This is a genomic window from Planococcus ruber (assembly GCF_022819085.1).
Lineage (GTDB): Bacteria > Bacillota > Bacilli > Bacillales_A > Planococcaceae > Planococcus > Planococcus ruber.
On record NZ_JALHAG010000011.1, the window covers coordinates 140510 to 158728 of the forward strand.

Genomic DNA, 18219 nt, shown 5'->3' on the forward strand with positions numbered 1-18219 from the left:
CCCCGTTTCTTAAGTTCACTCTGCCATTAGTATAACACGGCCACTTGATTCCGACAGCAGAACTGTAGATGAACGGGGTGATTCCTGATTTTCCCTGCGGACGAGATTCAGTCGCTCCACCAATGCCCCATCTCTTTAAAAGTCACATCCCATAACATCACTTCTCCTTCAATCGTGATCACCAATTCATTGACTTTTTCCATCGCGGTCTCCGAAGCATTGGCAGAATTCGGCTCTTTATATACGGAGTAAGTGTCTACTTCTTTGCCATCAACAGAAATGTGGATTTGTCCCGTATCGCTTTTTGCAGCGGCCGGAATTCCGTAATTTAAAGAAAGCAAAATATCTTTTCCGTCTAATTGATAAACAAATTCTGTTGGGCCTTCAGCATTTCCGCTATACAAGTTTTTAGCGGGTTCGATTCTTTCTGAGCCTATTTGAAAACGTTGGTCGGGTTCATAAGGAAGGGATCCGGCTTCACTTAGAACCTGTTCCGGCCCTTCTACCGGAGCCGCCATTTTGCTTAGCAGTTCTGAAAAACCAATCACGGCAAACGAAAAGATTCCGGCCCACAAAAGGATGGCAATGGCCCTCTTCCCTCTATCTGTATAGCGGGAGCCAAGCTCGTATGCATAAAAACCGATGCTTGCGCCTAAAGTATTTACTAAAGCGTCATCTATATCAAAACTGCCGAGAAATGTAAGCATCTGCACCGTTTCTAAAATAAGAATACCGCTAAAAAACAAGGCGATGAATGTTGGAAATTTCAAGCGCAGCAGCAACGGGATCAAGATGCCAAAAGGAATAAAAGCGACTAAATTGCCTAAGTTAAAAAACCAAATGTGGAAATATTTTAAATCCGAGAAATTCGGAAATTTTAGCGCGAGTGTATGGGGCATGAGATTAAATTGATATTCCTGAAGTCCTCCTGCTGCTGTCGGCCTTCCAAAGCCAAAGAACATGAAATAGACAATGAGGAGTGAATAGATGGCCAAGATGGCCCAGATCCTCTTGCGTTGTTTTGTACTCATCAGTTTCCAGCCTTTCTGCACCAAGCCGCCCATAATATTTTCTGAGCTCAACTTGTCTTCTGCTTATTTCTAAAAATAGCCGATAATATTAAAGAATTTAGCAGGAAAAACCTTAAGATTTTCTTAAATCCCAAATTCAAATGTCATTTCCTCCGTTTTGCTGCATCCAAATAAAAAAAGGCTGCCCGGAGGCAGCCTTTTCGTTTAACGTTTCTTTTGTTTATTGCCGAATGGCCACCAGACTCCGCGGTCGAAGGAAACTGAAATCGCCGGAATCAGGAGCGGCAGAACAATCAAGCCGTATAGCAGCAAGCCCGTGATGACAATCGTCGCTATTTGCACGAGGCTTAAGACACCTGATGGCATCATCGCACCGAATGTACCTGCCAGAATGATAGCTGCTGTAATGATGACTGTCCCCATTTTCGCCATCGATGTTCTCATCGCGTCGCGCACGCTGATGCCATTGAATGACTCTTCGCGGAAACGGTCCAACAGGAAGATCGAATAATCGACTCCAAGCGCAACGAGCATCACGAAGCCGAAGAATGGCACTGCCCAGCTGATGCCGTCATAGCCAAGGCCGTTGACGAAAATCAGTTCCGCAATGGAAATGGATGTGTAATAGGTCAGCAACAACGACCCGATCATGTAGAGCGGCATGATCAACGAACGGAAGAGGATCGCCAATACGACAAACAAGCTGATCAACATGATCGTCACAGTGTTGGTGAAGTCATTGGAAGATACATCTTGAAGATCGCTGTTGATGCTTGAAATTCCGCTGAACGCAATTTCTGCATCTTCAAGCGGCGTGTTTTTCGCACTCCGTTCTACCGCCTCTTTAATGTTAGCCGTTGTTTCGATCGCTTCATGGGAATAAGGGTCGTCCGACAGAATGACTTCCATCGTCACCCCAGTCCCTTCTGCAAATGTATAGCGGTCTAATACTTGTTCGAAATCTTCGCTTTCAAGAGTGCCTTCCGGGATGAACAAGCCTGTATCGCGAACCGTCTCGCTATCGCTCATTGCCTGCATCATTTCGACAGCTTCCGATAGTCCATCTTCAATTTCTCCCAAGCCGCTATTTGCAGCGCTGATGCCTTCTGAGAGCTGGGCAATGCCTGCTCCAAGTTCTCCCGCTTGGTCGGCCGCACCTTCCAGCCCTTGCTGGATTTGGGTAAGTCCCCCGCTAATTTGCGATAAGGCGCCAACGGTCTGCTGGATATTGCCGGTCGCCTGCAATCCTTGCGTCACTTGGCCAAGCTGTCCGTTCAGCTGCGCGAGGCTCGCTGCTGCATCGCCCAGGCCGCCTGCTCCGCCGGTTTGGCCGCTAACGCCAGATAGGCCGTTTTCGATCTCCGTCAGGCCGGATTGAACTTCCCCGAGGCCGTCGCGGGCTTCCGTTAATCCATCAGCCAATAAGCCGAGCTGTTCATCCACATACAATTCGTTAATCACTTCGCCGGTTGGGCGCGTAATGGCGCGGACGCTTTCAACGCCGTCCACTTTTTCGATTTCTCTGCTCAACGCTTCGAAATAAGGAACGGTCGTTTCATCCACTAACGATTCGTCCGATTTGACGACCACTTCCACCGGCAAAGAATCCCCTTTGCCGAAGCCTTTTTCAATAGCGCGCAGCCCTTTCACCGATTCGTATTCCGAACCGATTTCATCTACCGTGTTAAACGACAGCGAGTTGTTATACGTAAACAGCAGCGGTACCGTAATGACCGCTACGACTAGCATCGACAACAACGGACGGTTGATGGACAGTTTGCTCATCGCAATCCAAAGATTGCTGTCTTTATGGGCAGCCGATTTTTTCGCCGGCCAGAATAATTTCTCTTTTAGCAACGCCATAAAAAACGGTACGACTGTGAATAAAACCAGAAGCAGCACAAAAATGCCGACCGCCACTGCAACAGCGGATTTAAAAATCGGGAATTCCGCAAACCCGATAGCGAAGAAACCGATAAACACGGCGATTCCGCTGATCAGCAGTGTTCTGCCCGCTGTTTTATACGTATTGATGATCGATTCTTCAACGCCATGCCCTGCAGCCAATTCCTCTTTATAGCGGCTCAGCAGCAGGATGCAGTAGTCCGTCCCGATTCCGAAAAGAATCGCGACCAGGAATATCTGCGTATAGTTCGATACCGGGAAACCAAACCAATCGATGAAAAAGGCCACGATGGATTGGCTCAACAAATAGGAAATGCCGACTGCAACAAGCGGAATGAACGGCGTCACAATCGAACGGAATACAGCAAGCAACAGACCGAAGATCAAGATGACCGTAATGACTTCTGTCCGTTTCAATCCTTCCTGCGCACTAATGTTGACATCATTATTAATAATGGCTTCGCCTGTAATGTACGCTGTTAAATCATCCGGAAGGATCGATTCACGGATTTCATCCGCTACCTCGTTTACTTCTTCATCGTTTCCATCGACCGTCACCGGAATCAAGACCGTTTTCTGGTCTTCTGAAATCAATTGTTCTTCCAGTTCCGGGCTTTCTACCGGATTTAATACACCCGTAATCGGATCGCCCAATGCCTCAATTTCCGAAGCCATGGAAGAAAGCGAGTCTCTCATGCTTTCATCCAAATCTTCGTCCAGATCAATGACTAAGGAAATCGTCTGTTCAGCGGCCCCCGCCTCTGACAGGATCGTAGCTGCCAGTTGAGAAGATGCTTCCTCAGAAAGCTGGAACGACCCGGCTTCTTCGGCCTGCTCCGTTAAGTTCGGGGCGAGCAAAAACAAAGCTGCCGTCAAGGCGATCATGACAATCGTGATCGGCCATTTCAATTTCAATACCGTTCTCATCTATTCCACTCCATCCATTTTGATAATATGTCTCAGTTTCCGAAAAAACGACAAGAACTGTTCGATTTCCTCGTCTTCAATATTCCGGGCTAAAAGGTTTTCAATATATTCATTTACCGCCTTATCCGATTTCATAAGGATCTCTTTTCCCTTATCGGTCAGTTCGATAAACTTCTCTCTTCGATCTTTTTGATCCTCTTGGACAATTCGGATCACTTCTTTTTGAAGCAGCTTTTTAATCCGGCTGGAAATGGCGCTTTTATGCACCGACTGCAAAACGGCCAGCCTGCTCGAAGTGGTTTTCCCTTCTTTGCCGATCAGCTTCAGCATTTGCAGCTGTTCCGGAGAATATTCTTTCCAAAGCGGATTATCGACGCCTTTAATGACTTTTTCCGTTCCGTAAAACATCACTTCCTGAAAAAGATCCACGGCTTCTTTTATTCGGTCATCCAACTAGTTCACCCCCTAAACCAATACTTTTAGTTTAGGGGGTAGACTAGTTCGAGTCAAGCAATATACTCTATAGAAAAATCCCAGAAGGCACGGCGGCCATCTGGGACTCTTTTAAACTTCTTTTGTTGCGGTACGACGAATTTCCTGTCTGCGTGCATAAATATTTTTTGCGATTGTTTTAATAACCGCGTAAACCGGAATAGCGAGAATAATCCCCCATAATCCGGCAATATTCCCAGCTGCTAAAATTAGGGTAATAACCGTAAGCGGGTGAACATCCAGCGATTTCCCCATGACATTCGGCGTAATGAAATTGCTCTCAATCTGCTGGGCGACAAGCATGATAATGGCTACATAAACGGCCATGATCGGATCTTGTACGAGTGCAATAACGATAGCCGGGAAGACCGCAATATACGGCCCTAAAAACGGGATGACGTTGGTCACCATACCGATCAGCGCCAGCAATAACGCATAATCCAAGCCGATGATCAGATAGCCGATCAGCAGCATAACCCCTACAAGGAAACTGACGAATAGCTGCCCTTGAATATAAGCTTGCAGCGTTTCATCTATATCACTCATAGTTTTGCGAATCCAGGTTTTGCGCTCTCCTTTAAAGAATCCGGCGATAAAAGGAGCGAACTTCTCATGATCCAACAACAGATAGATCAAGAAGAATGGAACGAGCACCAACGTAACGACGCCCGATACAAAACTTGCCAGGAACGAAATGACCCAGCCGCCGATATTGCTGGCAAACTCTCCGACACGCCCTTGCAGCCCATTGATCTGCTCTTCAATGGAATCCGGCAGCCGGTCCCGCTGATCAAATAAGTACATGCCGTAATCTTCTACATCTTCGATGATTGCAGGTGCATTATCAACCAAAGAATTGACCTGCTTTGTCACCATTGGGCCGATCATCACATAAAACAGATAAAATACGAGAACGATTAATAGGATAATCGTAAGGACGCCCGCCCATCGGGGAAATTTTCTCTTCTCTAAAAAGTGCAGGATTGGCCGGCTTAAGTAGAAAAGGACTCCACCAAGCAATAGCGGCACAAATACAGTTTGGGCAATGATGAATAACGGATCAAATATGGATTGGACTTCGATGAATAATCGGATGATTACTAAAGTTAATATAATTCCAACCCCTACTTGAAACCATAATTTATTTGTCAAAGCGGTTCACTTCCTTTCTTCTATACGTGTATACCCAGTTTACCATGAAATATCAATTTATATTTCTGTCCGCCCGAACTTTTCGAGCCGCTATGCGTCCCGTATAATAGGCGAATGATGAAATTTTTGGAGGACTTATTCTATGGACCAATTATGGCTAACAATTAAATTTTTACTGCTCGGGCTTTTCCAAGGATTGACCGAGCCAATCCCTGTCTCTTCAAGCGGTCATCTGCTGATTGCCCAATACTTTTTGGGCGTGGAAATTGAAGGAAGCAACTCGACATTCGCTCTTTTAGTGAACAGCGCATCCTTAATTGCGGTCTTGATCGTTTACCGCAAGGATATTAAACGGCTGGTGATAAATGGGCTAAGCTATTTCAAAGTGAAAAATGAAGAAACGAAACGCGACTTTATGTTTGTTGTGTACTTAGTGGTTGCGACAATTCCAGCAGGTCTGATAGGGGTGCTTTTCCAAGAAAAGATTGATGCTAACCTTTCAACCGTTGTAACGGTCAGCTGCACATTAATCATTACAGGGGTTGGCCTCTGGCTGATCCGCAACATGCATGGCCAGCGCAAAGACGGCCAGATGACTATGAAGGATGCCGTCATTATCGGCTGCGCGCAAGCCGTGGCATTGATTCCGGGAATCAGCCGGAGCGGAGCCACAATTGTGGCCGCGATGGCACGCGGAATTAATCAAGAGACGGCATTGCGTTTTTCTTTCCTGTTGTTTATTCCGATCAGTTTTGGCGGGGCCATGCTAAGCTTTACCGACATTTTGAATGCCGATAACTTGGCAGAGATGGCGGTTCCTTATACGGTCGCTTTCCTCGGCTCGCTTGTCGCCACGTATTTTTCATTAAAATGGTTTATGAATATCATGGCAAAAGGAAAATTGAGATATTTTGCCCTCTATTGCTTCATTGTCGGGCCGCTTGTCCTGCTCGCTTGGTATTTGATGAACTAAAAAACAGCATCCGCATTGCTTGCGGATGCTGTTTTTTCATTTTTGCTCATAGCAGCTTTATACAACTACCGGTTAAAAAAGTTCTCTGTGTAATAGGGCTGGTTTTCACTATTGTAAGCGACGCCTATTCCCAAATAGCCGAAATCACGCTTCACGATATTTTCCCGGTGCCCGGCTGAATTCATTAAGCCCTCATGGGCGAAAATGCTGTTGTACTGTCCATAGGCCAAATTTTCGCCTGCCACAAAGAACGTGATGCCGTCATCGCCCATCCGGTCAAACGGCGACTGGCCGGCCAAATTGGTATGGCTGAAATAATCGTTCTCTGCCATGTCCTGGCTGTGTTTGCGCCCTGTACCGCGCGCGGTTTCATCCCATTTCAATAGAGGAAGTTCCCTTTGGATGCGGGCTGAGTTGGTCAATTCGAACAACAGGAACTCATAGCCTTCTTTCAATTCCTTATCCGGCTCCGCATAGATGTCGGGCCGCTTCGCTTCAAGTTTCTCATCGATCACTTGGATAGCTGTGACCGTATTTTCTTCATGTATATCATAAAAAACCGTAATATAGAGATGGTTTACTTTAAACATATCGTACTCATTCCGTGTATCAAGAATGTATTGCACATTGCCTTTTTGAAGGCTCTTTAACGGCTTCCCAAAGGCAGCTCTGACCGCTTCCCGATCCGAAGCCATCGTAATCCCTTTGGTAGAAGAAATCAGGTCCTGATTTGTAAACATGCCGTTGACCTGGCCCTTATCATTATAAGAAAGAAGCATGTAGTTCTGATAATCTTGATGATAGCTATGCCAGTCGGTGCCATACTCATTTCGCATCAAGCGCAACGGTAAGCCCACAATCGCCTGTGCTTCTTCTTTGGACATTCCGAGCGTAATATTATGGATCGCAACTAATGATTCCGTTCCTTCAAGCTCCGGCTTATCCACTTGCTCCGGCATCTCCGCCGAACTTTGGCCGACAAAAGTCTGCAATTGCCCGCCGATATCTGCGGTGAATTCTTTTGCTTGATCGACCGCTTTCGTAATGGAAGGATTCCCGGCCACTTGTTCAATCATTTCATCAATCGACTCTAAAAAACTGACATCCACATACTCACTGGCTTTTTCTTCCCACAATGGCCGTGCGAAAAAAAGAAGCACCAGCAAGACAACCAACCAAAAAACTTTTCGCACGCGCATCACCTCTCCATCAGTTTAATCGCAAAACCCTATTCAATAAAGCAAAAAGAATTTCTCGAAAAAGAAAAGCCTCTTTGCATTCGCAAATGGCTTTCCGTTCAATCAATTGACTCCTTCAATCACCAATTCCTTCACCGGCAGGAAGATATCGCCTGTCTGGAAATAAGTCATATTCACTTGATCATTCTCCTTCAAATAGATGGCTAACGGCACATTTTCAGAAGAGACGATGTAGTTGGTTCCATCTTCAAGCAAGAACGAAACGGAAGTGAAATCCCTGACCTGTTCTTTAAATACCCGCTCTACTACTCCAGAAGTTTTTGCTTCTTCCGCTTCAGAACTTCCGTCTACTGTACTGCCGCCTCTTTGCAACGCGGTCTTATAGAGTTTCAATGCCTCATTTGGCGTTCCTGCGTAAACGGAGATCTCCGGATTTGCTGCTGAAACGATAAAATAGTTTTGTAGGAAACCGTTTGAATCGAGAACCGGCGTCAACCAGCTAGCTTCCCCGTAGAAGTTATAGAGGACCGGCATTTCACCAGACCACTCCTTCTCGATAAATTGCTTTTCAATGATTTGCAAATTCCCTTGCGAGTCCATATAGGAATCTTCCAGACTTCCTGTAAAATAAGTCGATTCCCCGCTGCGGGCATTCGTCAATGAATAGCCCAGCATCGAATCCACGCCTTCTTTCGGACTTGTGAAATCGGTGAAATAATACATCTCGCCATCAGCGTCAAAAATCGGGCTGACATTCGCTTCTGTGCCTTCATCCGAAGGAAGCTTCACGTCTTTTTTGCCGAATTTGCTGTTCCAAAAACCATGTACATAGTTCCCGTAGTAGCTGTTCTCCAAACTCACCGATTCCGGCGAAACGGCTCCATCGATAAATGCGGGTACGTCTTCCAGTTTATACGTAATGCTTTCCCCGGAAGATGGATCGATTGCGACAATTCCTTTTACATCAAAGCCGTTTCTAGCAGTGACGAAATCACCGTATGACCGGATATAGTATGGCTTGCCCTCATCATCTACTTCCAACTGAACTTCTCCATAGAAAATTGCTTCCGGATTTTCCAAACGCATATGGCGCTCAATGTTTTTATTGAAATAAGAAGAAGGCGTATAGCTCATTTCAGATTGGATGAATTTTGGATTAGCTGATGCATCTGTTGCACTCATAGTGAAATAACCCGGGGTGACATCCGCGTTCCACCATTTAAAGAAACCCGAAAATTCGACTGGCGCAATATAAACGAATTCTTCGTTCACTTTCTGTACTTGCAGCTGCCCCAATTCATAGTAGCTCGTATTTGGCACTTGTCCAAATGCTTTCTTCATCTTATTTCGTGCAAATTTTGGCGGTACGCTGGCTGGAGTCTGTGTTTCATCAAATGCTTCGATTTCCACTTCCTCATCCATCTCCACCATTTTAAATTTCTCATCTGCATTTAAGAGCGGCGCTGCAAATAGATAGGCTGCAAACAAGAGTGTGGCACCGAACAAAACGCTTTTTGCTTTTTGTTCCAACCCTTTTGAAAATAATGCGCCAAGGCCGGCTGCTACTGCGAGCACGGGCCAAAGCGACGTTAAATTCCGGTCAATATTGAGGAAATAATAAGCGAGCGCAATAACGATTGCCCCAATCACTGCAGTAAACAAAAGTGCCGGGACTACTAATGACTTGCCCTTTTCCTCTTCCCCTTTTGCACCGGTTAACGGAACAATGATAACAGCGGCTGCGATTGCAACAACCACTGAAAATAATAAAATACTTCCCATAACGAATTCTCCTCTATACTTGCTGATTTCTTGATACCTTTTATACGATTCAATCATCTAAAAGTTTCAACCAAACAAAAAGCGGCCGATAGGCTCAGCCGCCAAAACAAAACTTATTCCGTTTTACAAAGCGCTTCTGCCTGTTTCATGATGGAATCGATAATTTCCTTGGCGCTTTGGCCATCCTCCAGCATCCGGGTCGTTTGCCCAGCCCATAAAGACATAAACTCACTATTTCCTTGCTGTGCCGCTGCCGCGCGAATATCTTTTGTGACGGTATTTTGGGAAGGAAACGTCAAGGGTGCGATTCCTGCTTCTTCGAACTCGGTGATAAATCGGTTTCGCAGCCCTCTTGCCGGCCTGCCGGAGAAGCTTTTTGTGATTACGGTGCTTTCTTCCGTGCTTTCGGCGACCGCCTGTTTATGGGAGCTGGACGCACCGGATTCAGCTGCCAGCAAAAACCGGGTTCCCATCTGGACGCCTTTCGCTCCCAGTGCGAGCGAAGCGATAAGTCCTCTGCCATCCGCAATTCCTCCCGCTGCAATCACCGGCACTTTCACTGCATCGACGATTTGAGGCACCAAGGATATCGTCCCGACCAACGCACCCATCGGATGTTCTTCAAGTGAAAAGGTGCCTCTATGCCCGCCCGCTTCACTGCCTTGGGCAACGATGGCATCGACTCCTGCTTGTTCCGCTTCGATCGCTTCTCTTACCGTCGTGGCCATCGCAATTAATCGGATTCCCTGTTCTTTCGCCATGATCGTTTGTTCAGTTGGCAAGCATCCGAACGCTGTACTGATAATCGGCACCTGAAGCTCCAGGCAAATGTCGAATTGCTGCCGGCTCCAATTCGGTGAAGCATATGCCGCAGGAATTTCTTCGATTCCCAATTCCTTTCGAAAAGGATTTAAAGCTTGCTGCACTTCAGCGAGACGGCTATAATCGTCTTCTGAGCTTTCCGAGAAAATATTCACCGCAAACGGTTGGCTGGTCCGTTCTTTTATTTGTCGAATGGCTTTTCGCAAATCCTCCGGAGTGAGATAGGCAGCTCCCAAAGTTCCAAGCCCGCCTGCCTCACAGACAGCCGCAACCAATTCTGCCGTTGTCGGCCCTCCTGCCATCCCCGCTTGAATGATGGGGTATCGTATGTTGAACAGTTTGCATATATCGGTTTTCCATGTGAGCATACTTTTGCCTCCTTGCGGTTTCCCGATTTTCGAAACCTTGTTTAACTTACATTATGGCGCAAACGGGAACTTTTCAACAGAAAATACGTTAAAGATTACTAAGAAGCAACAAAAGAAAGCGGGGGTTATTATGAAAGGGTTTCTTTCCCTTTTAGGCATCACTTTAATCGTCGGGGCATTTGGACTGATCCTCTTATCTTTCTACGGCAATCCATTGGAAGAAATGAATAGCCAGGAAAGAATGTACGCATATATGGAAACACGTGAAAATCATTCCACGGACCATCATACGATTCAAGACCTAAGTGAACTGGAAACAAGTTCTGTTGCTGAGGCGGCTCCGTTAAAAGCGATGGCCAAAAGCGAGGAGCCAAGCTATATCAATCTCGCTGAAAGCTGCGGCCAGGCAGCTCCTTGAAGAAAAAAACAAGCCGACTCTTCTAAATGAGTCGGCTTTCTTTGATTTAAACGACTAAACGGATCCAATTTCCTGCTGGATCCTGGGTTTCCATATAATCTCCGCGATCCTCCACTTTTGCTCCCAATTGATGAAGGCGTTCAGCAACTTCTGCTTGCTTCGCCTCATCTGCCATCACCAATGTGTAATAATGCAGGCCTGCGGTCTTTTCAGGAAGCGCCGGAATTCCAACGCCGTTCCATACGTTCACGCCGATATGGTGGTGATATTTTTGGTCTCCTAAGAACATCGCTTGCGCTCCCATTGAAGTCAGCACTTCAAATCCCAGTCCATCGACGTAGAATTTTTGTGTCTCTGCCATATTCGAAATATGGAGGTGGATGTGCCCCATGACCGTATCCGCTGGCATGCCCATCCATGCTTCCCCTGAATCGGCGGCTGCTTGCACGACGCCTTGGGCATCTAAAGGATCCACTGCCATTTTGACCTCTTTTCCGTCCCAGTCCCATTGTTCCGGTTCACGGTCCCGGTAAATTTCAATCCCATTGCCTTCCGGATCCGATAAATACAACGCTTCACTTACCAAGTGATCCGATGAACCGAGGCGAATTCCGTTATTGTGGAGATGGATCAAAATTTTCCCCAACTCTTTTCGGCTTGGCAAAAGAATCGCGAAATGATATAAACCGGCGTAGCGGCCCGTTTTCGGTTCCACTCCTTCAAAAGTTTCCAAATTCAATAAAGTTTTCCCTTGTACGCCTAATGCTGCCTTCGCATCGCTTTTAGAAAGCAATTCAAAACCGATTGTTTCTGTATAAAATTGGACCATTCCTTCCAGATCCATTACTTTTAATCCGACTTCGCCCACGTAAGTGACCGGCTTTTGATGAAAGTTCATGCACTATCCCTCTTTCTTTAGTTACTTTATGTAACCAATTATATAAATGGAACAAATATATGTCAAGTAACTTAATTCTTTTGCTCCACAGAGTAAATATGCTATGATAAAACAAAGGAGTGATTGATATGGATACTGCTATTATTTGTCCACGGTTTGAAAGTGCGATTTCTCTTTTAAGCCAACGCTGGACCGGCTTGATCATTTATCAACTTTTATCAGGGCCTCAACGATTCAGCCATTTAACGGATGTGATCGGCATTAGCGGCCGCCTCCTATCCGAACGCTTAAAAAATTTAGAAGCACAAGGAATTGTGACGCGCACTGTCTATCCGGAAACGCCAGTACGGATTGAATATGAGTTGACTGAAAAAGGATTTTCATTAAAACCGGTCATGGATGAAATCCAAAACTGGTCTCAAGTCTGGATCGACCCTATTGAGACTAAATAAAACAGCTTATCCTTTCAGCGGATAAGCTGTTTTATTTTTGTTCGTTTCTTCTTATTTTCCTGCCACACTGATGGCATTCTTTTTTTCACGGGCAAAAGAGTAGCTTCCGTCAAACCGTTCCATTGTCTGGTCATGGATCCAATAAGTGACCGGGAAAATTTTATCCAGGAAATAGCGGTCATGGGAGACCGATATAAGGGTCCCCGGAAACTCGGCAAGGGCTTCTTCCATCACTTCTTTTGCTTCCAAGTCCAAATGATTGGTCGGTTCATCCAAAATCAATAGATTGTGGTTCATATGCATCAGCTGCGCCAATCTCAGGCGCATTCTTTCTCCCCCGCTCAGTTGGCGAACTGGCTGAAAGACCATATTGCCAAAGAATAGAAACTTTGCCAGCATCGGACGCGCATCGTATTCAGAAACGGCAATAGCATCCCGGAACTCTTCGATTACTGTCCGATTGTTGTCCATTTCAAGCGTATGCTGGGAAAGGTAGCCGATCGATACACTGCTGCCAAGTTTGATTTCTCCTGCATCCGGTTCGCCTTTTCCAAGAATCATATTCAACAGCGTAGATTTCCCCGTGCCGTTCGAGCCGACAATCGCCACTCGTTCACCAAAACGGATATGCATGTTGACGTCTTGGAACAGCGTTCTTTCTCCAAACTCTTTCCAGACCTCTTCAACGCGCACCACATCTTTGCCGCTTCGCTCGGCCATCTGAAAACCAAGCGCCATCTGCTTTTTCGCGAGCACTGGCCGGTCAAGCAATTCGATGCGGGCAATTGCCTTTTCTATGCTCTTCGCTTGCCTGTGCATGCCGGCATTCGGCGGATTCGCGCGATTTGCCCATTCTTTCAACCGCTTCACCGTATCTTTCATTTTTTTGATCCTTTTCTGCTGGTCCTGATACTGTTGAAACTCGATCAATAATCGGGCTTCCCGCTCTTTGACGTAGGCCGAATAATTTCCTTTGTATTGAATGAGGTCTCCCTGATCCAATTCCCAAATGTGGGTGACGGCTTCATCCAGGAAATAGCGGTCATGCGACACGAGTACAATGGTGCCTTTGTAGTGGCTAATAAATGCACCGAGCCATTCAATCGCTTCTAAGTCCAGATGGTTCGTCGGTTCATCGAGAAGCAAAAGGTCCGGCTCTTGCAGCAGTAATTTTGCCAAACCGACTTTCGTCCGTTCGCCTCCGCTTAAATGGCCCCAAGCTTCAAATTTCAAAGCTTTGATCTTCAATCCATTCAACACTTGGTCAATGCGAGCTTCAATTTCATATCCTCCGCGTTGGATAAAATCCTCTTGAACTGTGCCGTAGCGGGCAAGCAAACGCTCCATTTCTTCCGGGGCAGCCGTGGCCATTTGCATTTCCATCGCTTCCAGTGTTCCCTGAATTCGGACAAGGTCAGAAAAAGCCGTCTTTAATAGGTCCGCAACCGTCCAATCATCCGGCTCCTCCGGTGACTGTTTTAACAATCCAATCCGGCAGCCTTTCTTCCAAGTGACTGAGCCTTCCGACGGCTGCAATTCTCCCGCCAATATATTTAATAGGGAGGTCTTCCCTTCCCCATTGCGTCCAACCAATCCGATTCGTTGGCCTTCCGCTATATCTCCCTTAATCTGGTTAAATAATTTTTGTGTCGCAAAATGGCACATAATTTGTTGGAATTGGCTAATAATCATCGTTCTCTCCCTTTCGTTCCGAGAGACGCGCGCATCATAAAAAGGCATGCGAAGACGCATGCCTTTTTACAAAATCCGTTTGCAGGCAGATGTCTCTCACTGGTTTATTTCACTTAGATGCAGTTGTCTGAAAAAAGACAGACTTATCCCGTACAGCTGCTAAAGTGAAAGTAACGCCATGCAGAATATAAAGATATTCTTGACATTCTGTCATGCGCTTACCAGTTTGATTCATCATACCCACCTCCTTCGTTTATTTCTCTTATCATAAGGGAAACGCAAAAATTCGTCAATAAAAAGTCAGAATCTTTATATTTTATGCGAAAATAAAAGGGTTTTTGGGCATAAATGCGAATTAGATAGGGAAAAGATTTTTAAGAACAAGTTGAGAGGAAGGCGGTGGAGACTTTGTCAATGTATTCGAGAATGGCTTTTGAAAACGACACAAAAAAAGTCGAAAAAGCATTGAAGAAGTACGAGGATAAAAAGAACGAAGCGCTCGTTTTGCTCGCTGAAATTGATATGTTCGAAAAAATGGATGATGTGAAGGATGCCGAACTGTGGAGAAGGCAGTCGCTGAAAGAAAAGCTGGTGACGGTCGAACGCCAGCGAAAAGAATTAAAAACCTTAATCACCTCCTATATTGATAAGCATGGCGACCAGGATTTGCAGCGCTATGCTGAATTATTGGCGGAACTGGAAAAAGACAAGCCGAAGTATTCGTAGCAAAAAGAGCGGATGGACCAAGTTACCGGCCTATCCGCTCTTTTGTTCGTTCCTTTTTGCTGCTTAGAGATTTCAGAATATCGCCTGTCCATCCGCGTTTTCGCAGGTACCAATACATGAAGAGTGTAGAGCCAATAATTAGTAGGATGGACGCTAAATAACTGTACTTCCATTTGAGCTCCGGCATATGGTCGAAATTCATCCCCCATAAAGCGCCAAACGCCATAACCGGTGTAAATAAAGTGGTCAGCACCGTCAGCGTTTTCATAATTTCATTTCCTCTGTAATTGGCGACAACATTCTCCATATCCACCATGTTGTTGATCTCGTCTTTATACGAATTGATAAGCATTTGGCAGCGGTCAATCCGCATAGATGTCCGGTTGAATTCGGCTCCCTCCATTACTTCCTTTCCGAACGTTTCAGGAATGGCCATTTTGATCTCCCGGAACCCGAGAATTAAATTTTTCCACAGCAAAATGCGGTGCCTCAGCGTTTCAATTTTGTTCAACGTGTCGCGGTCGTTCTTTTCCCGGATCTCCCATAGCAGATTGCGCAATTGCTCTTCGAATACATCGATTTTATGTAGGATGGAGCTAACCATATGCCCTAAAATGATCATCATCAGCTCAACGGCAGATGCGGCGGATTCCATCTGCTCAAGCAGCGGCTCTTTCCTTAAATCTTCGTCTGATTCAAAATCCAATTTGCTGGTCAGCAGAAAATCGTTGGACAAGAAAAAATGAAAAGCCTGGATGTCATGCTTTTTCTCAGCATTTTGGCGGTAAATAAGCGATCCCCATATGACCTCGGATCCCGGAACCGCCGTTTCCATATGCAAAATGTTGACCGTTAAGTTTTGGGAATCCTGGATCCAGCTTCGCATTTTATGGCTATTCGGCAAATGCTGTTGAAATTCTTCGTCCGTAATATTTCTTTCCTCTTTCCAAATGGCATGTTTGAAATGATATTGAGGCACTCAAACCCCTCCTTGGCATTTTCACTATATGAAAAAACAAGCCAGTTTCGGCTTGTTCAATCTTTTTCGCTCGTATGGTCTCTGTATTTTTCATTTGAATTTTCTTCGTATTCCAAGTCTCGGTCAGGCATCGGGTCTAGGGTTTTTTCATCTGGCATATTTCGGCGCGGTTCCACTTCCGGAAGCAATTCTTCCCCTTCATGGTCTTGCTTATCCTTTTTCATAACCATCCCTCCCTACTCCTGTAAATACCCCTTCCGTTGCTTTCTAATCCTCAATTAAGCGGGACGAATCCTGTCTCTTCTACTAGCTTTTGCCCTTCAGCTGACAGAATCCATTCCAGAAATGGCTCGACATTCGGATTTTCGCTGCCGGCAGTCACCGCATAAAATTCCGAAGCTAGCGGATAGTCGCCTGAGCGGATATTTTCGCGGCTTGGTTCAATGCCATCAATCGACAACAGCTTGATTTTATCGTTTTTGACCATTTCCGTGGAATAAAACCGGAACGTATAGCCCAGCGCGTTTTTATAGTTCCGATAGCTGGCCACTTCTTCAATAACGCCGCCCATCCCGCCCGTCAGGTCTTCCGTCTCAGGTTTTTCAATTTTCGCATCTCCCATAAATTTGATGAACATGGTTTGGCTGCCGCTGTCTTCCGGACGCTGGAACGGCCTGATTTCATGGTTCTTCCCGCCGACTTCTTTCCAACTTTCAATCTCCCCGGAATAGATGCCGCGAATCTCTTCAGTCGACAAATCATTTATTTTATTGCGGGAATTCACGAAGAACACGAAAGCTTCACGTCCAATCGGCGTTAACTTCAGCTCCACACCCGCTTCTTGCGCTTCCTGCAGCTGGCCGCTTGAAGGTTCTGCAGCGAAAATAATATCGGCATTCCCTTTAATGAGGCGGCTATAAGCAGAAGGAGTGGTCGTCGTAGCAACCGGCCCCCGGTAAGGCTCATACACCCCTTCTGGATAAGTCGCTTCAGCGAATGCGGCAAATAACGGATAAAGCGCCGTTGCACCGTCTAGAATTGGAAGTTCGCCTTCAATGGCAAACGAAGCTTTGCTGTCCAGCCTAGCCAGTTTCTCATTTCCTTGAAACGGTTCATAAACAAAAAGGTCCACTTCCGAATCGTTGACTTTCGCAAAGCTTTCTTTGTAGTAATAAGGGGCCGCAAACCCGATCCCTACAAGCATACATATCGCTATCCAGATCGCCGTTTTCTTGCCGTTGCGGCGTTCTAAGATATAGATAAGCAGTATCATCATCGAAACAAGGACCGCTCCTAAAGTTACGAGCAGCCCCTCTTCTGCGGTATTAAAGACGTATAAGCCGCCAAAAACAAAAACCGCCAACATGCCGGCAATGCCCAATAAAGTAATCAGTGTTTTTACAAAAGCGTTCATGCAATCTCCTAACATTCTTCGTATTTTGGCTATTGCCCAATCAACGATTCAAACAATTCCTGGTCGTCGGGATAAGCCATATCCAGTTCTGCCAGTCCAGCAATCGGTTTCCAGGCGACTTCCTGAATCCACGGATCGTTTTCATCTACGTGGATCTCACCTCCGATGATTTCCACTCGGAAATAATGCACTTCAAATAAGACAGCGGAATTCTCGTATTCGCCGTTTCTCACTTTCAGTTCTTCCTGGACCATAACCTGGAGTCCGGTTTCTTCAAAAAACTCCCGTTTGCAGCAGCCTTGGAGGCTTTCTCCTGCTTCGAGTCCTGCTGCCGGCACTGACCATCTTTTATCTTCATCAGGCGGCCCTTGGAGAACCAGCAAAACTTCTTGCTTGTCGTTTATACAGACGCCTGCTGCACCTTTCCAGTTCGCCATTTCCATTAAAACTCCTCCAATGCCCGTTTTTCCATTTCTTTCACAAACGATTCTTTGCCCTCGATATACCGTTCGATATCCGTCGGGTATTTCATGGCCAATTCCTTTTTTAAAGTACCATATTTTTCCGCTTCTTGGGGATGTTTTTTCAAATAATCCCGAAATGCTAAGTGGCGATAAATTTCACCGCTGCCGTTTTCGTAGATATGCATATGGTGAGTGCGTAAGTCGCCGCCTTTTTGAAAATACCTTCTGCCTTTCAATCCGTTTTCTCCTTTGCCTTCATAACCCAATAGCTCAAATTTGGGATTGAATCGATCAACCGTTTCAATGTTTTTTACAACCGGCAGCAAATCGATGACAGGTTTAGCCGCCAATCCTCTCACAGCTGTGCTGCCGATATGATGAACCGCTACACACTCCTCTCCCAAAATCCTCTTAATTTCTTCTGCTTCTTGCCGGAACAGCTCTTCCCATTCTTCTTGATAATCGCAAATCTCCACTTTTCGCATCTAAACATCCTCTCGCAGACAGTAAAAAGCGGCTTGCAGG

Annotated in this window: 19 protein-coding genes; 4 read left to right on the forward strand and 15 right to left on the reverse strand. The window is 45.9% G+C overall.

Going from position 1 to position 18219, the window contains the following annotated elements; all coding sequences use genetic code 11:
- Positions 1-107 precede the first annotated feature (107 nt).
- From MTR82_RS13435 to MTR82_RS13450, 4 genes are all read right to left on the reverse strand, one after another.
- On the reverse strand, positions 108-1031 hold the full coding sequence (locus MTR82_RS13435; RefSeq protein WP_246809464.1) for a VanZ family protein: 924 nt from the start codon (positions 1029-1031) through the stop codon (positions 108-110).
- Positions 1032-1235: 204 nt separating this feature from the next.
- Positions 1236-3863, reverse strand: a complete 2628-nt coding sequence (locus MTR82_RS13440) for an MMPL family transporter (RefSeq protein ID WP_246809465.1) — start codon at positions 3861-3863, stop codon at positions 1236-1238.
- Positions 3864-4316, reverse strand: coding sequence for a MarR family winged helix-turn-helix transcriptional regulator (locus tag MTR82_RS13445; protein ID WP_246809466.1), 453 nt, complete (start codon positions 4314-4316; stop codon positions 3864-3866). It abuts the gene before it with no gap.
- Between the two features lie 111 nt (positions 4317-4427).
- On the reverse strand, positions 4428-5507 hold the full coding sequence (locus tag MTR82_RS13450; protein ID WP_052653365.1) for an AI-2E family transporter: 1080 nt from the start codon (positions 5505-5507) through the stop codon (positions 4428-4430).
- Positions 5508-5649: 142 nt separating this feature from the next.
- Here MTR82_RS13450 and MTR82_RS13455 point away from each other — a divergent pair, with 142 nt between their 5' ends.
- Positions 5650-6480 (forward strand): undecaprenyl-diphosphate phosphatase, encoded by an 831-nt coding sequence (locus tag MTR82_RS13455; RefSeq protein ID WP_052653367.1) that lies wholly within the window; start codon positions 5650-5652, stop codon positions 6478-6480.
- A 65-nt stretch (positions 6481-6545) separates the two neighbouring features.
- Here the strand turns inward: MTR82_RS13455 and MTR82_RS13460 are convergent, their stop codons facing one another.
- From MTR82_RS13460 to MTR82_RS13470, 3 genes are all read right to left on the reverse strand, one after another.
- On the reverse strand, positions 6546-7673 hold the full coding sequence (locus tag MTR82_RS13460) for a CAP domain-containing protein (RefSeq protein WP_246809467.1): 1128 nt from the start codon (positions 7671-7673) through the stop codon (positions 6546-6548).
- A 108-nt stretch (positions 7674-7781) separates the two neighbouring features.
- Positions 7782-9461 carry a sulfite exporter TauE/SafE family protein gene (locus MTR82_RS13465; RefSeq protein ID WP_246809468.1) on the reverse strand — a complete coding sequence of 560 codons (1680 nt, stop codon included), beginning with the start codon at positions 9459-9461 and terminating at the stop codon, positions 7782-7784.
- Positions 9462-9574: 113 nt separating this feature from the next.
- Positions 9575-10651 (reverse strand): NAD(P)H-dependent flavin oxidoreductase, encoded by a 1077-nt coding sequence (locus MTR82_RS13470; RefSeq protein WP_246809469.1) that lies wholly within the window; start codon positions 10649-10651, stop codon positions 9575-9577.
- Positions 10652-10781: 130 nt separating this feature from the next.
- On the opposite strand from MTR82_RS13470, the gene MTR82_RS13475 reads away from it, so the two are divergent.
- Positions 10782-11069, forward strand: coding sequence for a hypothetical protein (locus MTR82_RS13475; RefSeq protein ID WP_052653373.1), 288 nt, complete (start codon positions 10782-10784; stop codon positions 11067-11069).
- A 46-nt stretch (positions 11070-11115) separates the two neighbouring features.
- Here MTR82_RS13475 and MTR82_RS13480 read toward each other — a convergent pair whose 3' ends face one another.
- Positions 11116-11967, reverse strand: a complete 852-nt coding sequence (locus MTR82_RS13480) for a VOC family protein (RefSeq protein WP_052653375.1) — start codon at positions 11965-11967, stop codon at positions 11116-11118.
- A gap of 128 nt (positions 11968-12095) precedes the next feature.
- On the opposite strand from MTR82_RS13480, the gene MTR82_RS13485 reads away from it, so the two are divergent.
- Positions 12096-12419, forward strand: a complete 324-nt coding sequence (locus MTR82_RS13485; protein ID WP_052653377.1) for a winged helix-turn-helix transcriptional regulator — start codon at positions 12096-12098, stop codon at positions 12417-12419.
- A gap of 51 nt (positions 12420-12470) precedes the next feature.
- On the opposite strand, the gene abc-f is transcribed toward MTR82_RS13485, so the two are convergent.
- Both abc-f and MTR82_RS17115 read right to left on the reverse strand, forming a co-directional pair.
- Positions 12471-14111, reverse strand: a complete 1641-nt coding sequence (abc-f, locus tag MTR82_RS13490) for a ribosomal protection-like ABC-F family protein (protein WP_246809470.1) — start codon at positions 14109-14111, stop codon at positions 12471-12473.
- 109 nt (positions 14112-14220) lie between these two features.
- Positions 14221-14346, reverse strand: a complete 126-nt coding sequence (locus tag MTR82_RS17115) for a hypothetical protein (protein WP_279577087.1) — start codon at positions 14344-14346, stop codon at positions 14221-14223.
- Between the two features lie 179 nt (positions 14347-14525).
- Between MTR82_RS17115 and MTR82_RS13495 the strand changes: the two genes are divergently transcribed.
- A complete protein-coding gene (locus tag MTR82_RS13495; RefSeq protein ID WP_234398978.1) occupies positions 14526-14837 on the forward strand; it encodes a hypothetical protein in 312 nt (103 codons plus the stop codon).
- Between the two features lie 22 nt (positions 14838-14859).
- Here MTR82_RS13495 and MTR82_RS13500 read toward each other — a convergent pair whose 3' ends face one another.
- From MTR82_RS13500 to MTR82_RS13520, 5 genes are read right to left on the reverse strand one after another with little or no spacing between them, the layout of a single operon-like run.
- Positions 14860-15816: a magnesium transporter CorA family protein gene (locus MTR82_RS13500; protein WP_052653383.1), complete on the reverse strand. Its 957-nt coding sequence runs from the start codon at positions 15814-15816 to the stop codon at positions 14860-14862.
- 56 nt (positions 15817-15872) lie between these two features.
- Positions 15873-16040: a hypothetical protein gene (locus MTR82_RS13505; RefSeq protein WP_199876633.1), complete on the reverse strand. Its 168-nt coding sequence runs from the start codon at positions 16038-16040 to the stop codon at positions 15873-15875.
- A gap of 50 nt (positions 16041-16090) precedes the next feature.
- Positions 16091-17230 (reverse strand): PstS family phosphate ABC transporter substrate-binding protein, encoded by a 1140-nt coding sequence (locus tag MTR82_RS13510; RefSeq protein ID WP_246809471.1) that lies wholly within the window; start codon positions 17228-17230, stop codon positions 16091-16093.
- A gap of 29 nt (positions 17231-17259) precedes the next feature.
- The gene (locus tag MTR82_RS13515; protein WP_246809472.1) at positions 17260-17667 is read right to left on the reverse strand and encodes an NUDIX hydrolase; all 408 of its coding nucleotides are present in this window, start codon (positions 17665-17667) and stop codon (positions 17260-17262) included.
- A 5-nt stretch (positions 17668-17672) separates the two neighbouring features.
- Positions 17673-18179 (reverse strand): GrpB family protein, encoded by a 507-nt coding sequence (locus MTR82_RS13520; protein WP_052653390.1) that lies wholly within the window; start codon positions 18177-18179, stop codon positions 17673-17675.
- Positions 18180-18219: the final 40 nt, after the last annotated feature.

What these genes read in the sequence shown, in the direction of transcription:
- MTR82_RS17115 (WP_279577087.1), bottom strand. Translation starts at nt 14,346, where the DNA reads ATGAATCAAACTGGTAAGCGCATGACAGAATGTCAAGAATATCTTTAT.
- MTR82_RS13470 (WP_246809469.1), bottom strand. Translation starts at nt 10,651, where the DNA reads ATGCTCACATGGAAAACCGATATATGCAAACTGTTCAACATACGATAC.
- MTR82_RS13510 (WP_246809471.1), bottom strand. Translation starts at nt 17,230, where the DNA reads ATGAACGCTTTTGTAAAAACACTGATTACTTTATTGGGCATTGCCGGC.
- MTR82_RS13475 (WP_052653373.1), top strand. Translation starts at nt 10,782, where the DNA reads ATGAAAGGGTTTCTTTCCCTTTTAGGCATCACTTTAATCGTCGGGGCA.
- MTR82_RS13480 (WP_052653375.1), bottom strand. Translation starts at nt 11,967, where the DNA reads ATGAACTTTCATCAAAAGCCGGTCACTTACGTGGGCGAAGTCGGATTA.
- MTR82_RS13495 (WP_234398978.1), top strand. Translation starts at nt 14,526, where the DNA reads ATGTATTCGAGAATGGCTTTTGAAAACGACACAAAAAAAGTCGAAAAA.
- MTR82_RS13515 (WP_246809472.1), bottom strand. Translation starts at nt 17,667, where the DNA reads ATGGCGAACTGGAAAGGTGCAGCAGGCGTCTGTATAAACGACAAGCAA.
- MTR82_RS13435 (WP_246809464.1), bottom strand. Translation starts at nt 1,031, where the DNA reads ATGAGTACAAAACAACGCAAGAGGATCTGGGCCATCTTGGCCATCTAT.
- MTR82_RS13465 (WP_246809468.1), bottom strand. Translation starts at nt 9,461, where the DNA reads ATGGGAAGTATTTTATTATTTTCAGTGGTTGTTGCAATCGCAGCCGCT.
- MTR82_RS13505 (WP_199876633.1), bottom strand. Translation starts at nt 16,040, where the DNA reads ATGAAAAAGGATAAGCAAGACCATGAAGGGGAAGAATTGCTTCCGGAA.
- MTR82_RS13485 (WP_052653377.1), top strand. Translation starts at nt 12,096, where the DNA reads ATGGATACTGCTATTATTTGTCCACGGTTTGAAAGTGCGATTTCTCTT.
- abc-f (WP_246809470.1), bottom strand. Translation starts at nt 14,111, where the DNA reads ATGATTATTAGCCAATTCCAACAAATTATGTGCCATTTTGCGACACAA.
- MTR82_RS13440 (WP_246809465.1), bottom strand. Translation starts at nt 3,863, where the DNA reads ATGAGAACGGTATTGAAATTGAAATGGCCGATCACGATTGTCATGATC.
- MTR82_RS13520 (WP_052653390.1), bottom strand. Translation starts at nt 18,179, where the DNA reads ATGCGAAAAGTGGAGATTTGCGATTATCAAGAAGAATGGGAAGAGCTG.
- MTR82_RS13455 (WP_052653367.1), top strand. Translation starts at nt 5,650, where the DNA reads ATGGACCAATTATGGCTAACAATTAAATTTTTACTGCTCGGGCTTTTC.